The sequence below is a fragment of the Serratia sp. DFXYC6 genome, assembly GCF_057196085.1.
Window position 1 is genome coordinate 288,804 of the sequence record NZ_JBXUNV010000002.1, and the last position, 21,670, is coordinate 310,473.

The window sequence follows — 21,670 nt, forward strand, 5'->3', positions numbered from 1 at the left end:
GGGCCCGGACAACCGGGCCACTAAGTATAATTATAAATAAATCAAATAATAACAATCACACAACAGAGCAAACACAGAGGGTAAAATCATGAGTGAGGCCACAACGCCAATCAATAAAAGCCCCGGACGCGTTTTTTACTGGGTGGAACGCATCGGCAATAAGATCCCCAATCCGTTTTTACTGTTCGTCTATTTGATCCTGGTGCTTATGCTGGCCACCGCGCTGTTTTCCTGGCTCGATGTGGCGGTGAAAAATCCGGCCACCGGCGAGCTCATCAAGGTGAATAACCTGATGAGCGTGGCGGGCATGCAGTGGATATTTCCCAATATCATCCATAACTTCAGCAGCTTTGCGCCGCTGGGGGCTATTTTGGCGCTGGTGATAGGTGCCGGCCTGGCGGAAAAGGTCGGCCTGCTGCAGGCGCTGATGTACAAAATGGCCTCGCGCGTCAGCGCCCGCTACGCCAGCTATATGGTGCTGTTTATCGCCTTCTTCAGCCATATATCGTCGGACGCTGCGCTGGTGGTGATGCCGCCGCTCGGCGCGCTGATGTTTATCGCGGTGGGTCGCCACCCGATAGCCGGACTGCTGGCGGCGATCGCCGGCGTCGCCTCCGGCTTTACCGCCAACCTGTTGATCGTCACCACCGACGTATTGCTTTCCGGCATCAGCACCGAAGCCACCAAAGCGGTGGATGGCGCGGTTCACGTCAGCGTGATCGACAACTGGTACTTTATGGCCACCTCCGTGATCGTGCTGACCATCGCCGGCGCGCTGCTCACCGACAAGTTTATCGAGCCCCGTCTGCCGAAGTGGCAAGGCGGCGCCGAAGACAAAATCGCAGCGCTGACCCCGCTGCAGAACCGGGGGCTGATGATGAGCGGCATCGCCGCGCTGGTGTTTATCGCCATCATCGCCGCTCTGGTGGTGCCGGAGGCCGCGCCGCTGCGTGACCCGAACACCGGTTCGGTGATCCCTTCCCCGTTCATCAAGGGCATTGTGCCGATCATCATCCTGTTCTTCTTCACCGTCGCCATTACCTATGGCGTGGTCACCAAACAGATCCGGCGGCCGGACGATATTCCCCACCACTTGCTCGATCCGATGAAAAGCATGGCGGGTTTTATCGTGATGGTGTTTCCGCTGTCGCAGTTCGTGGCGTTCTTTAACTGGAGCAACATGGGCAAGTTTATGGCCGTCGGCCTGACCGACATGCTGGAAGCCGCCGGCATGAGCGGCGCACCGGCGTTTCTCGGCCTGATGTTCCTCTCCGCCTTCCTGTGCATGTTCATCGCCAGCGGCTCGGCGATCTGGTCAATTTTGGCGCCGATCTTCGTGCCGATGTTTATGCTGCTCGGTTTCCACCCGGCGTTCGCCCAGATGATCTTCCGCATCGCCGACTCTGCGGTGCTGCCGCTGGCGCCGATGTCGCCGTTCCTGCCGCTGTTCCTCGGCTTCCTGCAGCGCTACCGCAAAGACGCGCAGCTCGGCACCTATTACGTGCTGATCCTGCCCTATCCTTTGGTGTTCTTCAGCGTGTGGATTTTGCTGCTGCTGGTCTGGTATGCGCTAGGCTTGCCAATCGGTCCCGGCGTCTATCCGAAGCTGGGCTAAACGCCCCGCTATCTCGCCCCGCGCCGGTTCGCGGGGCAGATCCCCTTCTCCCCAAGCCCAGCAGAAAGATTGATCTTCCTCACTGACCAAGCGGCTCTGAGGATTATTTCATTGCCTTGCTAAACCGGTTCTTCTATTTTAGCTCACCATCTGACAACGACAAAAACAGGGATTAAGCATGATGAATCGCGTATGGGTACTGGGCGACGCCGTGATCGACCTGGTGCCGGAAAATGCCAACGGTTATCTCAAATGCCCCGGCGGCGCGCCGGCGAACGTGGCGGTGGGTATCGCCCGCCTCGGTGGCGACAGCGCCTTTATCGGCCGGGTGGGGCAAGACAGCTTCGGCGCCTTTCTGCAGCAGGTGCTGAGCGATGAAGGGGTGGATATCGGCCATATGCGGCCGGATCCCGAACACCACACCTCCACGGTGGTGGTGGATCTCGATCTTCAGGGTGAGCGCTCATTCACGTTTATGGTGCAGCCCAGCGCCGATCTGTTTTTGCAGCCCGACGATCTGCCGGCTTTCCAGCGGGGCGAGTGGCTGCACCTCTGCTCCATCGCGCTGTCGCAGGAGCCCAGCCGCAGCGCGGCCTTTACGGCGATGGAACGCATGCGGGCAGTCGGCGGCCGGGTCAGTTTCGATCCCAACATCCGCGAAGAGGTCTGGCGCCAACCGGAAGCGCTGCGCCCCTGCCTGCAAAAGGCGCTGCTGCTGGCGGACGTGGTGAAACTGTCGCGCGAAGAGCTGGCTTTCATCAGCCATCTTGACGATCTGGAGAACGCCATGCGCTGGATGATGCAAACCTATCCGCTGCGCCTGCTGCTGGTGACGCTGGGCGGCGACGGCGTCTGCGTACACGACGGGCATCGTCTGCGCCATTTCCGCGCGCCGCCTGTCGTGCCGGTCGATACCACCGGCGCCGGCGACGCCTTCGTCGCCGGGCTGTTAGCGGCGCTGGCGCGCCTTCACGCATTGCCGCAGGAAGCGCAATGGCCGGCGGTTATCGCTCAGGCTCAGGCCTGCGGCGCGCTGGCCACCACCGCCAAGGGCGCCATGACCGCCCTGCCCCGCGCCGACGAGTTGGCTGCTTTCCTGCGTTGATCCCCTGCATCCACGGCGCCCCCCTGAGCGCCGTGGTCTTTTAACCCGCGATTTGCGTACTCGATCACAATAGCTGAATCGGGTTAGCAAACTTGATTGCCAGTCCGCTTCTCGATCGCTATCTTTCGCCATGAAAAACCGGTTTAGCAATTTAGCAAAAAATAATAACAACCCTTCCCGGATGATAGACGATGATGAAAAAACTCAGCTATTTGGCGATAACAACAGGGCTTTTCCTCTCCACGTCTGCCGCAGCGACCTCGGGCGGCGACAGTATCGAGGCGCGTCTCAACGCGCTGGAACAACGCCTGGCGCAGGCGGAACGGCGCGCCGCTCAGGCTGAAACCCGCGCCACGGCGGCGGAACGCCGGGCGCAACAGCTGGAACAGCGCACCGCCAGCACCGAAAGGCAAACCGCGCAGGTCGCGCAGCGCGCCGCCACGCTGGAAACGCAATCCTCTCCGACCAGCGCGCTGAAACTGAACGGTTTCAACGATCTGAAACTGTATGGCGACGTGGAGTTCAACCTGGACGGCGCCAGCCGCAGCGGCCAGCTGACGTCGTTGAAAGGCAGCGACCACAAGGACTGGAAACCCGGCAACAAAGAGCGCTGGGACATCAACGGCCGCATTCTGGTCGGGCTGGACGGCTACCGCCGCAATCCGGACGGTAACTTCTCCGGCTTCAGCGTCCAGCCGCTGGCGGACATGAGCGGCAAAATGAACCTGGACGACGCCGCTTTCTTCTTCGGCAATGAAAAGAACTGGCAAACCAAAATCGGCCGCTTCGAAGCCTACGACATGTTCCCGCTGAATCAGGACACCTTCATTCAATACTCCGGCAATACCGCCAACGACCTGTACGCCGACGGCTTCGGCTATATCTACATGATGAAAGAAGGCCGCGGCCGTAGCAGCAGCGGCGGCAACCTGATGCTGAGCAAATACGCCGGGGATGTCTATTTCGAACTGAACACGCTGGTGGAAGACGGCACCTCGCTGTTCCAGGACAACAGCTACCACGGCAATGCGCTGGAAAATAAGAAAAACGTCGCCTATTTGCGCCCGGTGATCGCCTGGAAGAAAGACGCCTTCAGCATCGCGGCGGCGATGGAAAGCAACGTGGTGAATAACGCCTACGGCTATCAGGACAGCCAGGGACGCTTCGTCGATCAATCCAAGCGCAACGGCTACGGCATGACCATGAGCTGGAACACCAACGCGGCCGATCCGGATAACGGCGTGGTGGCCAACCTGAGCGCCGCCTACCTGGATGCCACCGGCGAGCAAGACTTGACCGCCGGCGTCAACGTGCTGTGGCGACGCTTCGAACTGGGTTATATCTATGCGCACAACAATATCAAAGAGTTCAATACCGCCGGGATCGCCGCCGATATCCACAACCCGCTCAGCGAACCGGGCAACTACGACATCCACACCGTTCATGCGTCGTATCAGATACCTAACATTATGAATATGAAGAATTTCAACCTGTATTTAGGCGCCTATGTCTCGCTGCTGGAAGCCAACGCCGACAGCAAGATAGCCAACGGCGACAACGACCAGCGTTACGGCATGCGCGCCAGATTCAAGTATTTCTTCTGACATCGATTCACGTCGCTGCGCCGCAAACTGCGCAGCGGCATTTTTATTTAGCAAGGGGACAACATGGACATTACCGCAACCGCCAACGCGCTGTTGCCGCTGCTCGGCGGTAAAGAGAACATCGCCAGCGCCGCCCACTGCGCCACGCGCCTGCGCCTGGTGCTGGTGGACGACAGCAAGGTGGACAAAGAGGCCATCGGCAAACTGGACGGCGTTAAAGGCTGCTTCAGCAACGCCGGCCAGATCCAGGTGATCTTCGGCACCGGGCTGGTCAACAAGGTGCATGCGGAATTCATCAAGGCGGCGGGCGTCAGCGAATCCAGCAAGGCCGAAGCCGCCGATATCGCGGCGAAAAAGCTCAACCCGCTGCAGCGCATCGCCCGCCTGCTGTCGAACATCTTCGTGCCTATCATTCCGGCGATCGTCGCTTCCGGCCTGTTGATGGGGCTGCTCGGCATGGTGAAAACCTACGGCTGGGCCGATGCCAACAGCGCGTTGTTCATCATGTTGGATATGTTCAGCTCGGCGGCGTTCATTATTCTGCCGATTCTGATCGGCTTCACCGCCGCACGCGAATTCGGCGGCAATCCCTATCTGGGCGCCACGCTCGGCGGCATTTTGACGCATCCGGCGCTGACCAATGCCTGGGGCGTCGCCGGAGGGTTCCACACCATGAACTTCTTCGGTCTGGACATCGCCATGATCGGCTACCAGGGCACGGTATTCCCGGTGCTGCTGACGGTGTGGTTCATGAGCCTGTTGGAAAAACGGCTGCGCAAGGTGATCCCCAACGCGCTGGATTTGATCCTGACGCCGTTCCTGACGGTGGTGATCTCAGGCTTTGTCGCCCTGCTGTTTATCGGCCCCGCCGGCCGCGCGCTGGGCGATGGCATCTCCTTCGTGCTCAGCACGCTGATTGCTCATGCGGGGTGGTTAGCCGGGCTGCTGTTCGGCGGCCTCTATTCCGCTATCGTCATCACTGGCATCCACCACAGTTTCCACGCGGTAGAAGCCGGGCTGCTCGGCAACCCCAATATCGGCGTCAACTTCCTGCTGCCGATCTGGTCGATGGCCAACATCGCTCAAGGCGGCGCCTGCCTGGCGGTCTATTTCAAAACCCGCGACGCCAAAATCAAAGCCATTGCGGTGCCTTCGGCCTTTTCCGCCATGCTCGGCATCACCGAGGCGGCGCTGTTTGGCATCAACCTGCGCTTCGTGAAACCGTTTCTGGCGGCGCTGGCGGGCGGCGCGCTCGGCGGCGCCTGGGTGGTGGCCAACCATGTCGGCATGAACGCGGTCGGGCTGACGGCGATCCCCGGCATGGCGATCGTGCAGGCCAGTTCTCTGGTCAGCTATATCATCGGTCTGGCGATCGCGTTTGGCAGCGCCTTTGTCCTCTCCCTACTGCTGAAATACAACACGGACGCGCAATGATGGAAGAACTCAGCTTAATCAAACAGGCACTGCGGGCGGTAATGAACGGCCAGCCGCTCGCGCTGCGCGATCCGCACCGACCGGACTGGCATCTGGCACCCAGCGTTGGCCTGCTGAACGATCCCAACGGCTTTATCCAGCATAACGGCGTTTATCATCTGTTTTATCAGTGGAATCCGCTGGGTTGCGATCATCGCAACAAATGCTGGGGACACTGGCAGTCGGCTGATTTGCTGCGTTGGGAGCACCAGCCAATCGCCCTGGCGCCCGGCGCCTGTTACGACAGCCACGGCTGTTACTCCGGCTCGGCGGTGGTGGCGGAAGGCAAAATCACGCTGATCTACACCGGCAACGTGAAATTCCCAGACGGCTCACGCACCGCTTACCAATGCCTGGCTCAGGAAAGCGAACGGGGCGAATATCGCAAACTCGGGCCGGTGCTGCCGCTGCCGGAGGGCTACAGCGGTCACGTACGCGATCCGAAAGTGTGGCGTCATCAAAATGACTGGTACATGGTGCTCGGCGCGCGTGACCTGCAGGATCGCGGCAAGGTGCTGCTGTTTCGTTCCAGCGATCTGCGCGACTGGCAAGCGCTGGGAGAGATCGCCGGTTCCGGACTGAACGGCTTAGAGGAATTCGGCTACATGTGGGAGTGCCCGGACCTGTTCTCGTTGGACGGCGACGAGGTGTTGATCTGCTGTCCGCAGGGGCTGACGCCGCAGCCGGAACGCTATCTCAACCGTTATCAGGCCGGTTATCTGCTCGGCAAGCTGGATTACCGGCAGGCGGCCTTCAGCCACGGCGAATTCCGCGAGCTGGACGCCGGCTTCGAGTTCTACGCGCCGCAGACGACGTTGGCGGAAGATGGCCGCCGCCTGCTGTTCGGCTGGATGGGCGTGCCCGAGCAAGATGAAGAAGCCCATCCGACGCGCCGTTACGGCTGGATCCACACCATGACCTGCCCGCGCGAACTGTCGCTGCGGCATGGCCGCCTCCACCAGCGCCCGGCGCGCGAGCTGCAACAGCTGCGCGGTGAGCGAGCAGGCTGGCAAGGCCGCGCCGATAACGCCCCCGCCTATGCGCTGGGGGCCGCGGAGCTGCAATTGACGCCGCAGGGCCCGTTCAACGCAACCTTTGGCGACGCGATGACGCTGAACTGGGACGGCGAAAGGCTGCGGCTGACACGTGCTTCCCTGACCGACGGCCGGCCGGAGCACCGTTACTGGCGCGGCCCGGTCACGCATCTGCAACTGCTGTTCGATCGTTCCAGCGTGGAGATTTTCATCAACCACGGCGAGGCGGTGATGAGCGCACGCTACTTCCCGGCGGGTGAGCCGCAACTGCGGCTGTGCGGGAGCGCGCCGCTGGCGTTGGAATACTGGCCGCTGACGCCATGCATGCTAGAATGACGCATCCTCCGATGACTTCAGATGGCGTCAGTGAAAAAAAATAAACGCATTACCATCAGTGACATCGCCACGCTGGCCGGGGTGTCGAAATCGACCGCCAGCCTGGTGCTGAACGGCCGCAGCAAGGAATACCGGGTGTCCGACGACACCCGCGATCGCATTCTGGCGCTGGCGCACGAACACCATTATCAGCCCAGCATCCACGCCCGCTCTTTGCGCTCCAACCGCAGCCACACGCTGGGGTTGGTGGTGCCGGAGATGACCAACTACGGCTTTGCGGTGATTTCGCGCGAGCTGGAAACGCTGTGCCGCGAAGCCGGGCTGCAGCTGTTGATCGCCTGTACCGATGAAAACCCGGCGCAGGAAATGATGGCGGTGAACAGTCTGGTGCAGCGGCAGGTGGACGGCTTGATTGTCGCCTCCAGCCAGCTAAACGACGCGGAATACCAGAAGATCAATGTCGGACTGCCGGTGGTGCAGATGGACCGTCTGATCGCCGGTTCCGAACTGCCGCTGGTGATCACCGATTCGGTCAACTCGACCGCCGACCTGGTGGAAAAGGTCGCGCGCCAACATCCGGACGAGATCTATTTTCTCGGCGGGCAGCCGCGCATTTCGCCGACCCGCGATCGGCTGGCCGGTTTCCAGCTTGGCCTGCAGCGCGCCGGCATCGAGTGCAAACCGGAATGGATCATCAACGGCAACTATCACCCCAGCTCAGGGTACGAGATGTTCGCTCAGCTGTGCGCACAGCTGGGGCGGCCGCCCAAAGCGCTGTTTACCGCCGCCTGCGGCCTGTTGGAAGGGGTATTGCGTTATCTGACTCAACATCAGCTGATGGAGAGCGACATCCACCTGTGCAGCTTCGACGATCACTACCTGTTCGACTGCATGACGCTGAAGATCGATACGGTCGCACAGGACTGCCGGGCGCTGGCGCAACATAGCTTCGACCAAGTCACCGCACTGATCGACGAGCGGCCGCTGGAACAGAACGCGCTTTATCTGCCGGGCCGTATCCGCTGGCGCCATGCCGGTTCCCGGGCTTTGTTGGCCGAAGAGTGATATCTCTGAACCAGTAAAAAGGGCGCCGAAGCGCCCTTTTTTGTTTCATCAGCCCGCTACTTGGCGGCGCCTTCCATGCCCACCAGCCCCACTTTCAGGTAGCCGGCTTTACGCAGGGTGTCCATCACGCTCATCAGCGTTTCATAGTCCACGCTCTTGTCCGCCTGGAAGAAGATGGTGGTTTCTTTGTTCGCCTGGGTGCGTTGATCCAGCACCGAAGTCAACTGATCGGCATTCACCGGCTGATCGCCGACGTAGAGCTGCTTGTCGGCCTTCACCGACAGGAACACCGGTTTTTCCGGCCGCGGCTGCGGCTTGGCGGAGGAGGCCGGCAGATCGACGCGGATATCTACCGTTGCCAGCGGCGCGGCCACCATAAAGATGATCAACAGCACCAACATGACGTCGATAAACGGCGTTACGTTGATTTCATGCAGTTCGCCGCTGTCGTCCAGATCTTCATTTAAGCGCATCGCCATGTCTCACCCCGCCCGCAGTTGATGTGCGTGCTGAGAGCGCTTGGCTTCCGCCGTCGCGGCCAGATCCAAATCACGGCCCTGCAGCAGCAAGACCTGCGCCGCCACGTCGCCCACCTGCGCGCGGTGGCCGCTGATGACGCGAGCGAAGATGTTGTAGATAACGACGGCAGGGATCGCCGCGACCAGACCCAGTGCGGTCGCCAACAGCGCTTCCGCGATGCCCGGCGCCACGACCGCCAGGTTGGTGGTCTGCGAATGGGCGATGCCGATGAAGCTGTTCATGATGCCCCACACGGTGCCGAACAGGCCGACGAACGGCGAGATGGCGCCGATGGTGGCCAGGAAGCCGTTGCCGCGGCCCATGTTGCGGCTGTAGGCCGCCACGCGGCGCTCGAGGCGGAAGCCGGTGCGCTCTTTGATGCCGTTGTTGTCGTTGGATTCCGCAGACAACTCCAGCTCATTTTGCGCGTCGTTCAGCAATACCGCGCTGACGCTCTCCGGACCGAAGTTTTGCGCCAGTTCGGAGGCTTCATCCAGCGAGCGCGCTTCGGCCAGCGCCAGCTGTTCGCGGCGCAGACGGCGCTTGGCGCGCAGCAGTTCGCTGCCTTTGGAGAACAGAATGGTCCAGGTCACGATCGAGGCCAGCACCAGGCCGATCATTACCGCTTTCACCACCGCGTCGGCGTGCTGGTACATGCCCCAAACGGACAGGTCCATGCCGCGGGTTTCCGGTGGCTGGATCGTTGGCGCCGGGTTCACCGGCGTGATGCTCTCCGGCGCGGCGGCTGCAGCAGGTGCAGGCGCGGTGGTCGGCGCAACGCTTTCGGCAACGGCCGGATTGCTCGCCGGCGCGGCCTGCGCGCTGCCGGCCAGCCCTACGACCAGCACCATAGATGCCATCAGGCTGCGGCCGAAGGCCTTGCCCCACTGCGCCCGGCCCTGGCCGAACGATCCTTGATTTAAATTCTTGCCAGCCGTTTTCACGCTGTGCCTCCACCCATTACCGATCAAAATTAAGGAATAATTCAGCGTGCGATCATATCAAACCAACCGGGGATTGATAGTGGTTCTCATTATTATTTACCAAATAAACGAGAAAATTTTAGCCAGCATCGCCACAAAGCGCCAATCTGTGTCCGTTCACCGCCAAATGCCCCTTTTATAGGGTGATTTCGTTACTTTTCTTCCACAACGACGCAACAACGCCACGCTGCCGAACGGCGCCTCAGCCGAGGAATGGACTTCTCTGTTCCCACTCGGCAGAAGGATTACGCGAGAAATGCGTGACCGGCAGCCAATTATAGCCGTTTCTATATCTGGAAGTTAAAACGTCTGGATGGCTATATTAACTCATGTTAACGTAAGGGCTATCGTAAACGGGCACGTGCAGAGCAACCAGAGGTGAGCCAGGTACCATGACGTCAAAACATATCGAAACCGCGCTGATCGGCGCCGGCCGCGGCAAACGCTACACCCAGGGCTCCGTCAATCCCGTCACGCAACGCGCCTCTTCTTTGGTCTTCGACTCCGTCGCTGCCAAAAAACACGCCACCGCGCAACGCGCTCACGGCGAGCTGTTTTACGGCCGACGCGGCACCCTGACCCACTTCGCCCTGCAGGATGCGATGGTGGAGCTGGAGGGCGGCGCCGGCTGCGTGCTGTACCCCTGCGGCGCGGCGGCGGTGGCCAATGCGATCCTGTCGTTCGTCGGCGCCGGCGATCACCTGCTGGTCACCGGCTCTGCGTACGAGCCGACCCAGGATTTCTGCACCCATATCCTCGGCCGCATGAACGTCAGCACCACCTATTTCGATCCGCTGATCGGCGCCGACATCGCCAAACTGATCCAGCCCAATACCCGCGTGGTGTTCCTGGAATCCCCCGGCTCCATCACCCTGGAAGTGCAGGATATCCCGGCGATGGTGCAGGCCATTCGCGCCGTGGCGCCGGAGGTGGTGATCATGATAGACAACACCTGGGCGGCGGGGGTGCTGTTCAAGGCGCTGGATTTCGACATCGACATTTCTATTCAGGCCGGCACCAAATACCTGATCGGCCATTCCGATTACATGCTTGGCACCGCCGTCGCCAACGCGCGCTGTTGGGATCAACTGCGCGAGTACTCCTATCTGATGGGGCAGATGGTGGATGCCGACACCGCCTACATGGCGAGCCGCGGCCTGCGTACCCTGAGCGTGCGCCTGAAGCAGCACGAACGCAGCAGCATCGAGGTCGCCAACTGGCTGGCGGCGCGGCCGGAGGTGGCGACGGTCAATCATCCGGCCCTGCCGAGCTGCAAGGGCCACGAGTTCTACCGCCGCGACTTCAGCGGCTGCAACGGGCTGTTCTCTTTCGTGCTGAAGGAACGGCTGGACGATACGCAGTTGGCCGCTTACCTGGATAACTTCAGCCACTTCAGCATGGCCTACTCCTGGGGCGGCTTCGAGTCGCTGATCCTGGCCAACCAGCCGGAAGAACTGGAAGCGATCCGCCCGGCGGGCGGCGTCGATTTTTCCGGCACGCTGGTGCGGTTGCATATCGGCCTGGAGAACGTCGAAGACCTGATCGCCGATCTGGCGGCCGGCTTCGATCGCCTCAATGGCGTGCGCTAAGGCGGATTCCGATAATTTTCTTCGTCTCGTTTAATGTCGGCTTAAGCTATTAGCGGTACACTAACCGGGTAACTGTCAGATACGGTAACCGCCGCATCCTGGAGAATGTGACCCCGGGCGCAACCGGCATGCAACAGGACATAAAATGGATGTATTACGAGAGATTATTCATGCGCTTTGGCAGCAGGACTTTATCGCCCTCGCCGATCCAAGCGTAATTTGGGTGGTTTACGCCGTACTTTTCACCACTCTGTTTTTGGAAAACGGACTGCTGCCCGCCTCCTTCCTTCCCGGTGACAGCCTGCTGCTGCTGTCGGGCGCGCTGATCGCCAAAGGCGTGATGGGCTTTGCCCCCACCCTGCTGATTCTGACCGCCGCCGCCGGTCTCGGCTGCTGGCTGAGCTATATCCAGGGCCGCTGGCTGGGCCACACCGGCCTGGTGAAGAGCTGGCTGCTGCAACTGCCGGCACAGTACCACCAGCGCGCGCACAACCTGTTCAACCGCCACGGGCTGACGGCGCTGCTGATCGGCCGCTTCCTCGGTTTCGTGCGCACCCTGCTGCCGACCATGGCCGGCATTTCCGGGCTCAACAGCTCTCGTTTCCAGGTGTTCAACTGGCTGAGCGCGGCGATCTGGGTCTGCGCGCTGGTCGGCCTCGGCTACGCGTTCAGCCAAATCCCTCTGGTGAAACGCTACGAAAGCCAGGTGATGACCGGCCTGATGCTGCTGCCGCTGCTGCTGCTGTTTGTCGGCCTGCTGGGTGCCATGCTGGTGATCTGGCGTAAAAAACGCGCCGCCTCTTCCTGAATCGGGCGCGCTACAGCGCCTTCTCGACCAACGCCAGACTGGCAGGCAGTTTGCTCACCAGCGTATCCACCGCCAGCCGCACCTTCAGCGGCAGGTGAGGCGTGTGCGGCCACACCGCATGCGCTTCAAAGGCGGCGCCCGGCCGATCGCGCAGCAAGCGCACCAGTGCCCCGCTCAACAACTGCTCACGCACCAGCCAGCACGGCAGCCAGGCGATGCCGAAACCCGCCGTCGCCGCATCCGCAATCGCCTGCAGGTCGTCCATTTGCAGCCGGTTGTTCGGCATCACGTCCTGCGGCTTGCCGTCGCTATCCAATACCAGCCAGCTGCGCCGTGCGCCGGCGCGCATATAGGTCACCGCCTCATGCTGCGCCAGTTGCTCGATGCTGTGCGGTTCGCCGCACCGCTGCAGATAGGCCGGCGAGGCGCACAGCGTCATACGGTGATCGCCGATGCGGCGCGCCACCAAGCCGCTGCTGTTGGCCAGCGTACCGTTGCGGATCGCCATATCGAAGCCGTCCTCAATCAGATCCACCACCCGATCGCTGAACGACAGCTCCAACTCCAACCCAGGATGCTCGCGCGTCAGTTCGGTCAGCAGCGGCGCAATGCACATGCGGCCAAACAGCACCGGCATCGACACCCGCAGCCGACCGCTGACCTGCCGCTTGCCCGACTCCAGCAGCGTTTCCGCGCCACGGATCTCCTCCAGCGCCCGCAGGCAGCGCTCGTAGAACAGCGCACCGTCGTCGGTCAGGCTCTGGCTGCGCGTGGTGCGATGAAACAGCCGCACCCCCAGCCGCTGCTCCAACCGGGCGATAGTTTTGCCGACCGCCGAACGCGAAAGATGCAGCCGACTGGCCGCCACTGCAAAACTGCCCGCCTCCACGGCGGTAACGAATACCGAAATGCCGCTCAACCGATCGCTCATGATTTGTCGCTCTGAAAGAAACAATCTGCGGAAATCTTATCGCCACTGGCGAACCTTCATCAACGATATTATCGGCAGGTCTGTTAATCGCTGACTTTGGAGAACATCATGACCAATACAATGCAACGCTGGACGATGAGCGCCCTGGGGCGTGAGCACCTGCAGCTGAGCGCAAGCGCCATCCCACAGCCGGGGCCGCACGAAATCAGAGTGAAAGTGAAGGCTATCTCACTCAATTACCGTGACAAACTGATGATAGAAAGCGGCATGGGGCTCACGCTGCCGCAGCCGTTCACGCCCGCCTCGGACATGGCCGGCGAGGTCGATGCCATCGGCCCCGGCGTCAGCCGCTTTCAGCCCGGCGCGCGCGTCATTTCCACCTTCAGCCCCGGTTGGCTCGACGGCGAGCAAAAACCCTACGGCGATGCGCGCCGGGTGCCTTACCACACCCTCGGCGGTTTTTATCAGGGCGTGCTGGCGGAATACGTGATTTTGCATGAAGACTGGCTGGTAGCGGCGCCGGCGTCGCTGGACGACGTCCAGGCCAGCACCCTGCCGTGCGCCGGGCTGACCGCCTGGTTCGCGCTGGTGGAACAAGGCAAACTGCATGCCGGCGATACGGTGCTGGTGCAAGGCACCGGCGGCGTGGCGCTGTTCGCGCTGCAGATCGCCAAAGCCCACGGCGCGGAGGTCTATGTCACCTCCGGCAGCGATGAAAAGCTGGCGCGAGCCCTGGCATTGGGCGCCAATCATGGAATCAACCGGCTGGACGGCGATTGGGTGGAGGCGATTTATGCGCTGACGCAGGATCGCGGCATCGACCATGTGATCGACACCGTCGGCGGCACCAACCTCGGCAACTCGGTGCGCGCCGTGGCGGTGGGAGGACGCATCTCGGTAATCGGCATCCTGGAAGGCAACGAGATTTCCGCTCCCGCCGGCCCACTGCTATTAAAATCCGCAGTAATTCAGGGCATCGGCGTCGGCCACCGCCGCGCGCTGGAAGACCTGGTGCGCGCCGTGGACGCCGTCAACCTGCAGCCGGTGATCGACCAGGTATACCGCTTCGATCAGCTGTCTCAGGCGTTGGATCACCTCGATCGCGGGCCATTCGGCAAGATCGTCTTAACCCCATAAACGCGGCTCAGCCCTCCAGCAGCAGCGGGTTGGCCTCGCGCAGCCGGGCGACTTCATCGCTCGGCGTCATGCCGAACAGCCGTTTGAACTCGCGGCTGAACTGCGACGCGCTTTCGTAGCCGACGCGGATCGCCGCCGTGCTGGCCTTCAGACCGTCATGCACCATCAACAGGCGCGCCTTATGCAGCCGGTACGACTTCACGTACTGCAGCGGCGAAGTGTTGGTCACCGCCTTGAAGTTGTGATGGAACGCCGAGACGCTCATGTTGACCTCGCTGGCCAACTGCTCGACGTTGATGCTGTCGGCATACTGATGTTCGATACGCCGCAGTGCCTTGGCGATCTGGCTGAAGTGGGTATGCCGATTGACCAACTCCTGCAGCGACGCGCCGCAGGCGCCGCGCAGCACATAATAGAGAATCTCCCGTACGATCTGCGGCCCAAGCACCCGGGCGTCGAGCGGATTGGCCATCACGTCCAGCAGACGCTCGGTGGCGCACAGCAACTCTTCCGTCATTTCCGCCAGGTTCACCCCGTTGCTCTCCGCCCGCGGTTGCATCAGGTAGTCGTCATCGCCGATGTCGATCAGCAAGTCCTGCAGCATTTGGGTATCGATATTGACCGCCAACCCAACCAGCGGCAGTTCCGGGCTGGCGAAGGTTTCGCATTCAAACGGCAGCGGCACCGTCATCAGCAGGTAGTTGCGCGGATCGTATTGGAACTTCTTATTGCCGCAATAACCGACCTTGTGCCCCTGAAAAACGATGACGATCCCCGGTTCATACATCACCGGCTGACGCGGGCTGTGGCGATCGACATACAAAATCTTCACCCGCGGCACCGGCGACGGCGTGTAGCCGTTGCCGCTGGCGATAGCCATCGCCTGGCGCGCCATGCGGCTGCGCAGCGCATCGATTTCAATCACGGAAACACCCTCTTACAGTCAGAACGATTCGGCATAAATCATAATTTAAAACTCGCCATTTCTACAGTGACTTGTAGGAATAGGCAAGAACCAAACAGGAATGTGCATTGTGCGTTGCCGCCCGGTTCCTGACAATACGGGCCAGACACCTTTGCGCCGCTTTGGCGCCCGCCTGACAGAAAGAGAGAAATCAACCATGCACAACTTCATTTTGCATACCCCAACCAAAATCCTGTTCGGCAAGGAGCAAATTGCCGAAGTGGCCAGCCAAATCCCGGCGGACGCGCGCATCCTGATCACCTACGGTGGCGGCAGCGTGAAGAAAAACGGCGTGCTGGATCAGGTGCATAGCGCGCTGGCCGGCCGCGACGTGCGGGAGTTCTCCGGCATCGAGCCGAACCCGACCTACGAAACGCTGATGAAAGCGGTCGAGGTGGTGAAAGCGGAAAACATCGATTTCCTGCTGGCGGTCGGCGGCGGTTCGGTGGTTGACGGCACCAAGTTCATCGCCGCCGCCGCCCGTTATACCGCCAGCAGCGACGCCTGGCACATTCTGCAGACCGTCGGCAGCCACATCGCCGACGCGGTGCCGATGGGCTGCGTGCTGACGCTGCCGGCCACCGGCTCCGAGTCCAACAGCGGCGCGGTGATCACCCGCAAAAGCAGCGGCGACAAGCAGCACTTCTTCTCACCGCTGGTGCAGCCGCGCTTCGCCGTGCTGGATCCGGTGGTAACCTACTCGCTGCCGCCGCGCCAGATCGCCAACGGCGTGGTCGACGCCTTCGTGCACACCCTGGAGCAGTATCTGACCTATCCGGTCGACGCCAAGGTGCAGGATCGCTTCGCCGAAGGCCTGCTGTTGACCCTGCTGGAAGACGGCCCGCGCGCGCTGGCCGAGCCGGAGAACTATGCGGTGCGCGCCAACGTGATGTGGAGCGCCACCATGGCGCTGAACGGCCTGATCGGCGCCGGTGTGCCGCAGGACTGGGCGACCCACATGCTGGGCCATGAGCTGACCGCCATGCACGATCTCGACCACGCGCAAACGCTGGCCATCGTGCTGCCGGCGCTGCTGCACGAGAAGAAAGCGCAGAAGCGCGAAAAACTGCTGCAGTACGCTGACCGCGTCTGGGGCCTGCGCGAAGGCAGCGAAGACAGCCGCATCGACGGCGCCATCGCCGCCACCCGCGCCTTCTTCGAGCAGATGGGCGTGCCGACCCGCATGGCGGATTATCAGCTCGACGGCAGCAGCATTCCGGCGCTGCTCGACAAGCTGCATCAGCACGGCATGACCGCCCTGGGGGAGCATCAGGACATCACCCTGGACGTCAGCCGCCGCATTTATGAAGCGGCGCGTTAATCGCAAAACGGCGATTTTTTGCTAGGCTTTAGTCTCCGCCAGCCATTTTCGCCGCATCCTGCGCCCGGCCGATCACCGGGCGCAGTCGGGCGCTTCAGCGCCGCCGATCGTTTCGCACCACTCGTCTTACCGCTCATTCGCAGGGAGAGCGGGGAGAAAATCGCCCTCCCGCCACCGCTGAAATTAGGCTGGCAAACCCGGCAACCGCCCATTTTGCCAACTAGAATTTATCTATAGCCGTTTCGGCGCCGCAGGCGCCGCAATCCGTACACAAGGAGATGCGCATGACAACGCAACAACCCATCATCAAACTCCACGATGGTAATCTGATGCCGCAGTTGGGTCTCGGCGTTTGGCAGGCGAGTATTGAAGAGACCACCCGCGCGGTGAGCAAAGCGCTGGAGATCGGTTACCGCTCCATCGACACCGCCGCGATCTACAAGAACGAGGAAGGCGTCGGCGCCGCGCTGCAGTCCAGCTCGCTGCCGCGCAGCGACCTGTTCATCACCACCAAGCTGTGGAACGACGATCAGGGCGATCCGCTGGCGGCGCTGGAAACCAGCCTGGAAAAACTCAAGCTGGACTATGTGGATCTGTATCTGATCCACTGGCCGCGCCCGCAGCAGGATCAATACGTCTCCGCCTGGCGCGAACTGATCAAGCTGCGCGAGCAAGGCCTGGTGAAAAGCATCGGCGTGTGCAACTTCCATACGCCGCACCTTCAGCGCCTGCTGGATGAAACCAACGTAGCGCCGGTGGTCAATCAGATCGAACTGCACCCGCTGCTGCAACAGCGCCAGCTGCGCGCCTGGAACGCTACCCATCACATCGCCACCGAATCCTGGAGCCCGCTGGCGCAAGGCGGTGAAGGGGTGTTCGACCAGCCGCTGATCAAGGCGCTGGCCGAAAAATACGAGAAAACCCCGGCGCAGATTGTGGTGCGCTGGCACCTGGACAGCGGTCTTATCGTCATCCCGAAATCGGTCACGCCGTCGCGTATCCGCGAAAACTTCGAGGTATTTGATTTCAAACTCGATAAGGACGAGCTGGGCGAGATCGCCAAGCTGGACGTCGGCAACCGCCTGGGGCCGGATCCGGATACCCTGTAACCCCCTCAAGCCCTCTCCGGCCGGAGGGGGCTTTTCCTTCCCGCACATTGCTCCCTTGCGCCGCCTGACGTTATGATGACGACGCCGGAGGCTCCAGCCGCCGGTTCACGCCGTTAAAAAAACAGACAAGCACGGAGCACCATGAAATTCTCTTTCTCACACGGGTCACGGCTGGGCATGCTTTGCATCATGCTGGTGCTGGCGGGTTGCGCCGGCAAGAAACAGCGCGTCAGCTACGATCGCCACGCCTTCGACAGCGCCATTAAAGACGCCGCCAGCGAATACGGCGTGGACGCCAAGCTGATCACCGCCATGATCCAGGTGGAGTCCGGCTTCAACCCTTCCGCAGTGAGCAGATCCAATGCGATCGGCCTGATGCAGCTGAAAGCCGATACCGCCGGCTGCGATGCCTATCGCTACAAAGGCAAACGCGGCTGCCCGGACGACGATGACCTGCGGGATCCCGACACCAATATCGATCTTGGCGCCGCCTATCTGGCCACCTTGCAAAAACAACAGCTTAAAGGGATCGCCAATCCCGTCACGCTGCGCTACGCCACCATCATCGCCTACGTCAACGGCACCGGCGCGCTGCTGCGCACCTTCTCCAGCAACCGTCAGCAGGCCATCGCGATGATCAACAACCTGTCGCCGGAGGCCTTTAACTGGCACGTGCGCAAATACCATCCCGCGCCGCAGGCGCCGCGCCATTTGATGAAAGTGGAAGCCGCCTACGAGCAGCTGTAACGCTCAAAAGTAAAAAGGAGAACCCGGGGGTTCTCCTTTTTGTTTACGCACGCGGTGCGGCCGTTACGGCTTGGCTTTGCGAATCGGTTTGCGCGGCGGCCGGTTGGATGGCGTGCGCTGCCGATTGATATCGGTATGTTTGGTCAGCGCTGGCCGGGTATGGCGCTGCAGCCGCTTCGCTTCGCGCTGCTCGTCGATGCTCGGCGCCGGCACCAGACAATCGCGGCGGCTGCCGATCAGGTGCTTCAGGCCCATCTCTTCCAGCGCGGCGCGGATCAGCGCCCAGTTGGCCGGATCGTGGTAACGCAGCAGCGCCTTATGCAGGCGGCGCTGGCGATCGCCGCGCGGCACCACCACATCTTCGCTCTTGTACCCCACCTTGCTCAGCGGGTTTTTGCCGCTGTAATACATGGTGGTGGAGTTGGCCATCGGCGAAGGATAGAAGTTCTGCACCTGATCGAGGCGGAAACGGTTCTTCTTCAGCCACAGCGCCAGGTTCACCATGTCTTCATCACGGGTGCCCGGGTGCGACGAGATAAAGTATGGGATCAGATACTGCTCTTTGCCCGCCAGCTTCGAATAGTGATCAAACAGCTGCTTGAAGCGATCGTAGCTGCCCATGCCCGGTTTCATCATCTTCGACAGCGGGCCTTCTTCGGTGTGCTCCGGCGCGATCTTCAGGTAGCCGCCGACGTGGTGGGTCGCCAGTTCCTTGATATAGCGCGGATCTTCCACCGCCAGATCGTAACGTACCCCGGAGGCGATCAGGATCTTCTTGATGCCCTCCAGCGAACGCGCGCGGCGGTAAAGCTTGATGGTCGGCTCGTGGTTGGTATCCATATAGGTGCAGATCTCCGGATACACGCACGAGGCGCGGCGGCAGGTCTGCTCAGCGCGCGGGTTGGTGCAACGCAGCATATACATGTTGGCGGTCGGGCCGCCCAGATCGGAGATCACACCGGTAAAGCCCGGCACCTTGTCACGGATCTCTTCGATTTCGCGAACGATCGAATCTTCCGAACGGCTCTGGATGATGCGCCCTTCGTGCTCGGTGATCGAACAGAACGAACAGCCGCCGTAGCAGCCGCGCATGATGTTCACCGAGAAACGGATCATGTCATAGGCCGGAATGCGATCCTGGCCGTAGGACGGGTGCGGTACGCGTTGATAAGGCAGGGCGAAGACGCTGTCCATCTCCGGCGTGGTCAGCGGGATCGCCGGCGGGTTGATCCACACGTAGCGATCGCCGTGTTTTTGCATCAGCGCGCGGGCACAGCCTGGGTTGGTTTCATGGTGCAAAATACGCGAGGTGTGCGCATACAGCACCTTGTCGCCCTTCACTTTCTCGAAGGACGGCAGCAGCACGTAGGTCTTCTCCCACGGCTTCGGTTTGGCGGCGCGCACGGTGACAGGTTTGGCTTCCGGCTCTTTCGGCTTGGCGCCGTCGGCGCACGGCAGATCCTCGCCGTACGGGTTCGGGATAGGTTCGATGCGGCCCGGCTTGTCGAGGCGGGTGGAATCCACGCCGCTCCAACCCGGCAGCGCTTCTTTGCGCATCACCGCAGTATTGCGGATATCGTGGATATCGCCGATCTTCTCACCGGCGGCCAGACGGTGCGCCACTTCCACCAGCGGACGCTCGCCGTTGCCGTAGATCAGCATGTCGGCTTTGGAGTCCACCAGCACCGAGCGGCGCACGGTATCAGACCAGTAATCGTAGTGGGCGATGCGACGCAGACTGGCTTCAATGCCGCCCAGCACGATCGGCACGTCTTTATAGGCTTCTTTGCAGCGCTGGCTGTAGACCAGGGTGGCGCGATCCGGCCGCTTGCCGCCGACGTTGCCGGCGGTATAGGCATCGTCGTGGCGCAGTTTGCGATCGGCGGTGTAGCGGTTGATCATCGAGTCCATGTTACCGGCGGTGATGCCGAAGAACAGGTTCGGTTTCCCCAACCGCATGAAGTCTTCTTTATTGCTCCAGTCCGGCTGCGCGATGATGCCGACGCGAAAGCCTTGCGCTTCCAGCATGCGGCCGATGATCGCCATGCCGAAGCTTGGGTGATCGACGTAGGCGTCGCCGCTGATGATGATCACGTCGCAGCTGTCCCAGCCCAGTTGATCCATCTCTGCCCGCGACATCGGTAAAAACGGCGCGGTGCCAAAACATTCGGCCCAATAAGGCTTATAGGAAAACAGTTCACGATCGGGTTGGATCAGGCTGGTGGTGCTCATTCTGCTGCTCTTTTTACAGGTTAATTAATCGCCGGGCGGCGATTATACGCACTAGCAGCAAAAAGAGCATGGTTATTTCGCTAACCGTTCACTTCGAATTCATAAACGTCGCTGCGGCACAAGATATCGCTGAACTCCAGCGCCTCACCCTGAGCGTTGCGGCTGGTTTGGATGATGTGCAACAACGGCGCGCCGCACGGCACGTTGAGCAGTTCGGCGACCTCGTCGCTGCAGGACACCGCCTTCAACAGAAAGTGTTTATCCTCCGGCACGATGCCGCGCGATTGCCATAACGCATACAGCGAGTGTTCCAGCTCCGCCGGTTCGGGCAAGAAGCGCGGTGGTATATAGGTGGTTTCCAGCGAGACCGGGCTGCCGTTCAGCAAGCGTAACCGCCGCAGTTTGATCACTTCATCCCCCTCCGCCAGTCCCAACGCCGCCGCGGCCTTGGCCGGCGCGCCGACTCGGGTGCGCAGCAGCCATCGATTGCTGACGCGGCTGCCATGACGCAGCGCCTGAGCGGTAAACCCGCTGTCCTTATCGAGGGAATAGCCGATGCGCATCGCCACGCGGGTGCCAACGCCCTGCTGCCGCGAAATCAGCCCCTTCTCCTCCAGCAGCTTCATCGCCTTGCTGACGGTGACACGCGACAGCGCCAAACCTTCCGCCATCTGCCGTTCCGGCGGCAGAAATGCCTCCGCCGCCAACACCTGCTGCCTGATCGCGGTTTCTATCGCCGTCGCCAGCTGAATATAACGCGGCGCTACCGCCCCCTGGGCCAGATGGCCACGCAGCCAGGCCATAAAATCCGTCATTCGCCCGCCCTCTTACCTATGCCATTTGTCTGGATTTCGTTTTTATCCTATCGCCGATCTGGCGATAAGCCCCTCACCTTAACTAAAATATCGCTAATGTTTTCAGAGTGGCATCACAATTTTTGCCTAATGGACTTTCATTGAATCTAGATCGCGCGTAATCTGTGCTTATTGATGTTGATACATCAATCGCACCAACACCAGGGACCCACTTTAAAAACAATAAAAAACCCGCTGCCAGCCCTAAAGGATACCCTTGATGGCCGGTAGCGGGCCTATACTG

The 21,670-nt window shown here is 61.1% G+C and carries 18 protein-coding genes; 12 read left to right on the plus strand and 6 right to left on the minus strand.

Features of this window, described 5'->3' with window-relative positions; genetic code table 11:
* Positions 1-88 precede the first annotated feature (88 nt).
* The 6 genes from abgT (at position 89) to AC2CGQ_RS14750 (ending at position 8,232) form a co-directional block, all read left to right on the plus strand.
* The gene (gene abgT, locus AC2CGQ_RS14725; RefSeq protein WP_004937321.1) at positions 89-1,615 is read left to right on the plus strand and encodes a p-aminobenzoyl-glutamate transporter; all 1,527 of its coding nucleotides are present in this window, start codon (positions 89-91) and stop codon (positions 1,613-1,615) included.
* Between the two features lie 178 nt (positions 1,616-1,793).
* Positions 1,794-2,720 (plus strand): aminoimidazole riboside kinase, encoded by a 927-nt coding sequence (locus AC2CGQ_RS14730; RefSeq protein ID WP_015379064.1) that lies wholly within the window; start codon positions 1,794-1,796, stop codon positions 2,718-2,720.
* Between the two features lie 194 nt (positions 2,721-2,914).
* Positions 2,915-4,324, plus strand: a complete 1,410-nt coding sequence (locus AC2CGQ_RS14735) for a carbohydrate porin (protein ID WP_031300222.1) — start codon at positions 2,915-2,917, stop codon at positions 4,322-4,324.
* A 63-nt stretch (positions 4,325-4,387) separates the two neighbouring features.
* Positions 4,388-5,758 (plus strand): sucrose-specific PTS transporter subunit IIBC, encoded by a 1,371-nt coding sequence (locus AC2CGQ_RS14740; protein WP_015379066.1) that lies wholly within the window; start codon positions 4,388-4,390, stop codon positions 5,756-5,758.
* The gene (locus AC2CGQ_RS14745) at positions 5,758-7,167 is read left to right on the plus strand and encodes a sucrose-6-phosphate hydrolase (RefSeq protein ID WP_041922372.1); all 1,410 of its coding nucleotides are present in this window, start codon (positions 5,758-5,760) and stop codon (positions 7,165-7,167) included. Before AC2CGQ_RS14740 ends, AC2CGQ_RS14745 begins: the two co-directional genes overlap by 1 nt.
* A 21-nt stretch (positions 7,168-7,188) precedes the next feature.
* Positions 7,189-8,232 carry a LacI family DNA-binding transcriptional regulator gene (locus AC2CGQ_RS14750; protein ID WP_015379068.1) on the plus strand — a complete coding sequence of 348 codons (1,044 nt, stop codon included), beginning with the start codon at positions 7,189-7,191 and terminating at the stop codon, positions 8,230-8,232.
* 56 nt (positions 8,233-8,288) lie between these two features.
* On the opposite strand, the gene exbD is transcribed toward AC2CGQ_RS14750, so the two are convergent.
* Together exbD and exbB are read right to left on the minus strand one after the other, a co-directional pair.
* Positions 8,289-8,711: a TonB system transport protein ExbD gene (gene exbD / locus AC2CGQ_RS14755; RefSeq protein ID WP_004937307.1), complete on the minus strand. Its 423-nt coding sequence runs from the start codon at positions 8,709-8,711 to the stop codon at positions 8,289-8,291.
* A 3-nt stretch (positions 8,712-8,714) separates the two neighbouring features.
* Positions 8,715-9,695: a tol-pal system-associated acyl-CoA thioesterase gene (gene exbB, locus AC2CGQ_RS14760; RefSeq protein ID WP_004937304.1), complete on the minus strand. Its 981-nt coding sequence runs from the start codon at positions 9,693-9,695 to the stop codon at positions 8,715-8,717.
* Positions 9,696-10,126: 431 nt separating this feature from the next.
* Here exbB and metC point away from each other — a divergent pair, with 431 nt between their 5' ends.
* Complete coding sequence (gene metC / locus AC2CGQ_RS14765; RefSeq protein ID WP_004937302.1) at positions 10,127-11,323, plus strand: cystathionine beta-lyase; 1,197 nt, start codon at positions 10,127-10,129, stop codon at positions 11,321-11,323.
* A 145-nt stretch (positions 11,324-11,468) separates the two neighbouring features.
* Positions 11,469-12,131 (plus strand): DedA family protein, encoded by a 663-nt coding sequence (locus tag AC2CGQ_RS14770; protein WP_004937300.1) that lies wholly within the window; start codon positions 11,469-11,471, stop codon positions 12,129-12,131.
* A gap of 10 nt (positions 12,132-12,141) precedes the next feature.
* Here AC2CGQ_RS14770 and AC2CGQ_RS14775 read toward each other — a convergent pair whose 3' ends face one another.
* Positions 12,142-13,062 carry a LysR family transcriptional regulator gene (locus AC2CGQ_RS14775; protein WP_015379070.1) on the minus strand — a complete coding sequence of 307 codons (921 nt, stop codon included), beginning with the start codon at positions 13,060-13,062 and terminating at the stop codon, positions 12,142-12,144.
* A gap of 108 nt (positions 13,063-13,170) precedes the next feature.
* Here AC2CGQ_RS14775 and AC2CGQ_RS14780 point away from each other — a divergent pair, with 108 nt between their 5' ends.
* Positions 13,171-14,199, plus strand: a complete 1,029-nt coding sequence (locus AC2CGQ_RS14780) for a zinc-dependent alcohol dehydrogenase family protein (RefSeq protein WP_015379071.1) — start codon at positions 13,171-13,173, stop codon at positions 14,197-14,199.
* 7 nt (positions 14,200-14,206) lie between these two features.
* Here the strand turns inward: AC2CGQ_RS14780 and AC2CGQ_RS14785 are convergent, their stop codons facing one another.
* The gene (locus AC2CGQ_RS14785; RefSeq protein ID WP_156866316.1) at positions 14,207-15,094 is read right to left on the minus strand and encodes an AraC family transcriptional regulator; all 888 of its coding nucleotides are present in this window, start codon (positions 15,092-15,094) and stop codon (positions 14,207-14,209) included.
* Between the two features lie 226 nt (positions 15,095-15,320).
* Between AC2CGQ_RS14785 and yqhD the strand changes: the two genes are divergently transcribed.
* The 3 genes from yqhD to AC2CGQ_RS14800 all read left to right on the plus strand — a co-directional run bounded on the left by yqhD (position 15,321) and on the right by AC2CGQ_RS14800 (position 18,340).
* Entirely contained in the window at positions 15,321-16,484 is a 1,164-nt protein-coding gene (gene yqhD, locus AC2CGQ_RS14790; protein WP_015379073.1) for an alcohol dehydrogenase, read from the plus strand.
* Positions 16,485-16,768: 284 nt separating this feature from the next.
* Complete coding sequence (gene dkgA / locus AC2CGQ_RS14795) at positions 16,769-17,593, plus strand: 2,5-didehydrogluconate reductase DkgA (protein WP_004937289.1); 825 nt, start codon at positions 16,769-16,771, stop codon at positions 17,591-17,593.
* 141 nt (positions 17,594-17,734) lie between these two features.
* Positions 17,735-18,340, plus strand: a complete 606-nt coding sequence (locus tag AC2CGQ_RS14800) for a transglycosylase SLT domain-containing protein (protein ID WP_004937286.1) — start codon at positions 17,735-17,737, stop codon at positions 18,338-18,340.
* Between the two features lie 63 nt (positions 18,341-18,403).
* On the opposite strand, the gene AC2CGQ_RS14805 is transcribed toward AC2CGQ_RS14800, so the two are convergent.
* Together AC2CGQ_RS14805 and AC2CGQ_RS14810 are read right to left on the minus strand one after the other, a co-directional pair.
* Positions 18,404-20,572, minus strand: a complete 2,169-nt coding sequence (locus AC2CGQ_RS14805; RefSeq protein WP_004937285.1) for a YgiQ family radical SAM protein — start codon at positions 20,570-20,572, stop codon at positions 18,404-18,406.
* 80 nt (positions 20,573-20,652) lie between these two features.
* Positions 20,653-21,387, minus strand: a complete 735-nt coding sequence (locus AC2CGQ_RS14810) for a GntR family transcriptional regulator (RefSeq protein WP_015379075.1) — start codon at positions 21,385-21,387, stop codon at positions 20,653-20,655.
* Between the last annotated feature and the right edge of the window lie 283 nt (positions 21,388-21,670).

What these genes read in the sequence shown, in the direction of transcription:
- abgT (WP_004937321.1), top strand. Translation starts at nt 89, where the DNA reads ATGAGTGAGGCCACAACGCCAATCAATAAAAGCCCCGGACGCGTTTTT.
- AC2CGQ_RS14730 (WP_015379064.1), top strand. Translation starts at nt 1,794, where the DNA reads ATGATGAATCGCGTATGGGTACTGGGCGACGCCGTGATCGACCTGGTG.
- AC2CGQ_RS14735 (WP_031300222.1), top strand. Translation starts at nt 2,915, where the DNA reads ATGAAAAAACTCAGCTATTTGGCGATAACAACAGGGCTTTTCCTCTCC.
- AC2CGQ_RS14740 (WP_015379066.1), top strand. Translation starts at nt 4,388, where the DNA reads ATGGACATTACCGCAACCGCCAACGCGCTGTTGCCGCTGCTCGGCGGT.
- AC2CGQ_RS14745 (WP_041922372.1), top strand. Translation starts at nt 5,758, where the DNA reads ATGGAAGAACTCAGCTTAATCAAACAGGCACTGCGGGCGGTAATGAAC.
- AC2CGQ_RS14750 (WP_015379068.1), top strand. Translation starts at nt 7,189, where the DNA reads ATGGCGTCAGTGAAAAAAAATAAACGCATTACCATCAGTGACATCGCC.
- exbD (WP_004937307.1), bottom strand. Translation starts at nt 8,711, where the DNA reads ATGGCGATGCGCTTAAATGAAGATCTGGACGACAGCGGCGAACTGCAT.
- metC (WP_004937302.1), top strand. Translation starts at nt 10,127, where the DNA reads ATGACGTCAAAACATATCGAAACCGCGCTGATCGGCGCCGGCCGCGGC.
- AC2CGQ_RS14770 (WP_004937300.1), top strand. Translation starts at nt 11,469, where the DNA reads ATGGATGTATTACGAGAGATTATTCATGCGCTTTGGCAGCAGGACTTT.
- AC2CGQ_RS14775 (WP_015379070.1), bottom strand. Translation starts at nt 13,062, where the DNA reads ATGAGCGATCGGTTGAGCGGCATTTCGGTATTCGTTACCGCCGTGGAG.
- AC2CGQ_RS14780 (WP_015379071.1), top strand. Translation starts at nt 13,171, where the DNA reads ATGACCAATACAATGCAACGCTGGACGATGAGCGCCCTGGGGCGTGAG.
- AC2CGQ_RS14785 (WP_156866316.1), bottom strand. Translation starts at nt 15,094, where the DNA reads ATGGCGCGCCAGGCGATGGCTATCGCCAGCGGCAACGGCTACACGCCG.
- yqhD (WP_015379073.1), top strand. Translation starts at nt 15,321, where the DNA reads ATGCACAACTTCATTTTGCATACCCCAACCAAAATCCTGTTCGGCAAG.
- dkgA (WP_004937289.1), top strand. Translation starts at nt 16,769, where the DNA reads ATGACAACGCAACAACCCATCATCAAACTCCACGATGGTAATCTGATG.
- AC2CGQ_RS14800 (WP_004937286.1), top strand. Translation starts at nt 17,735, where the DNA reads ATGAAATTCTCTTTCTCACACGGGTCACGGCTGGGCATGCTTTGCATC.
- AC2CGQ_RS14805 (WP_004937285.1), bottom strand. Translation starts at nt 20,572, where the DNA reads ATGAGCACCACCAGCCTGATCCAACCCGATCGTGAACTGTTTTCCTAT.
- AC2CGQ_RS14810 (WP_015379075.1), bottom strand. Translation starts at nt 21,387, where the DNA reads ATGACGGATTTTATGGCCTGGCTGCGTGGCCATCTGGCCCAGGGGGCG.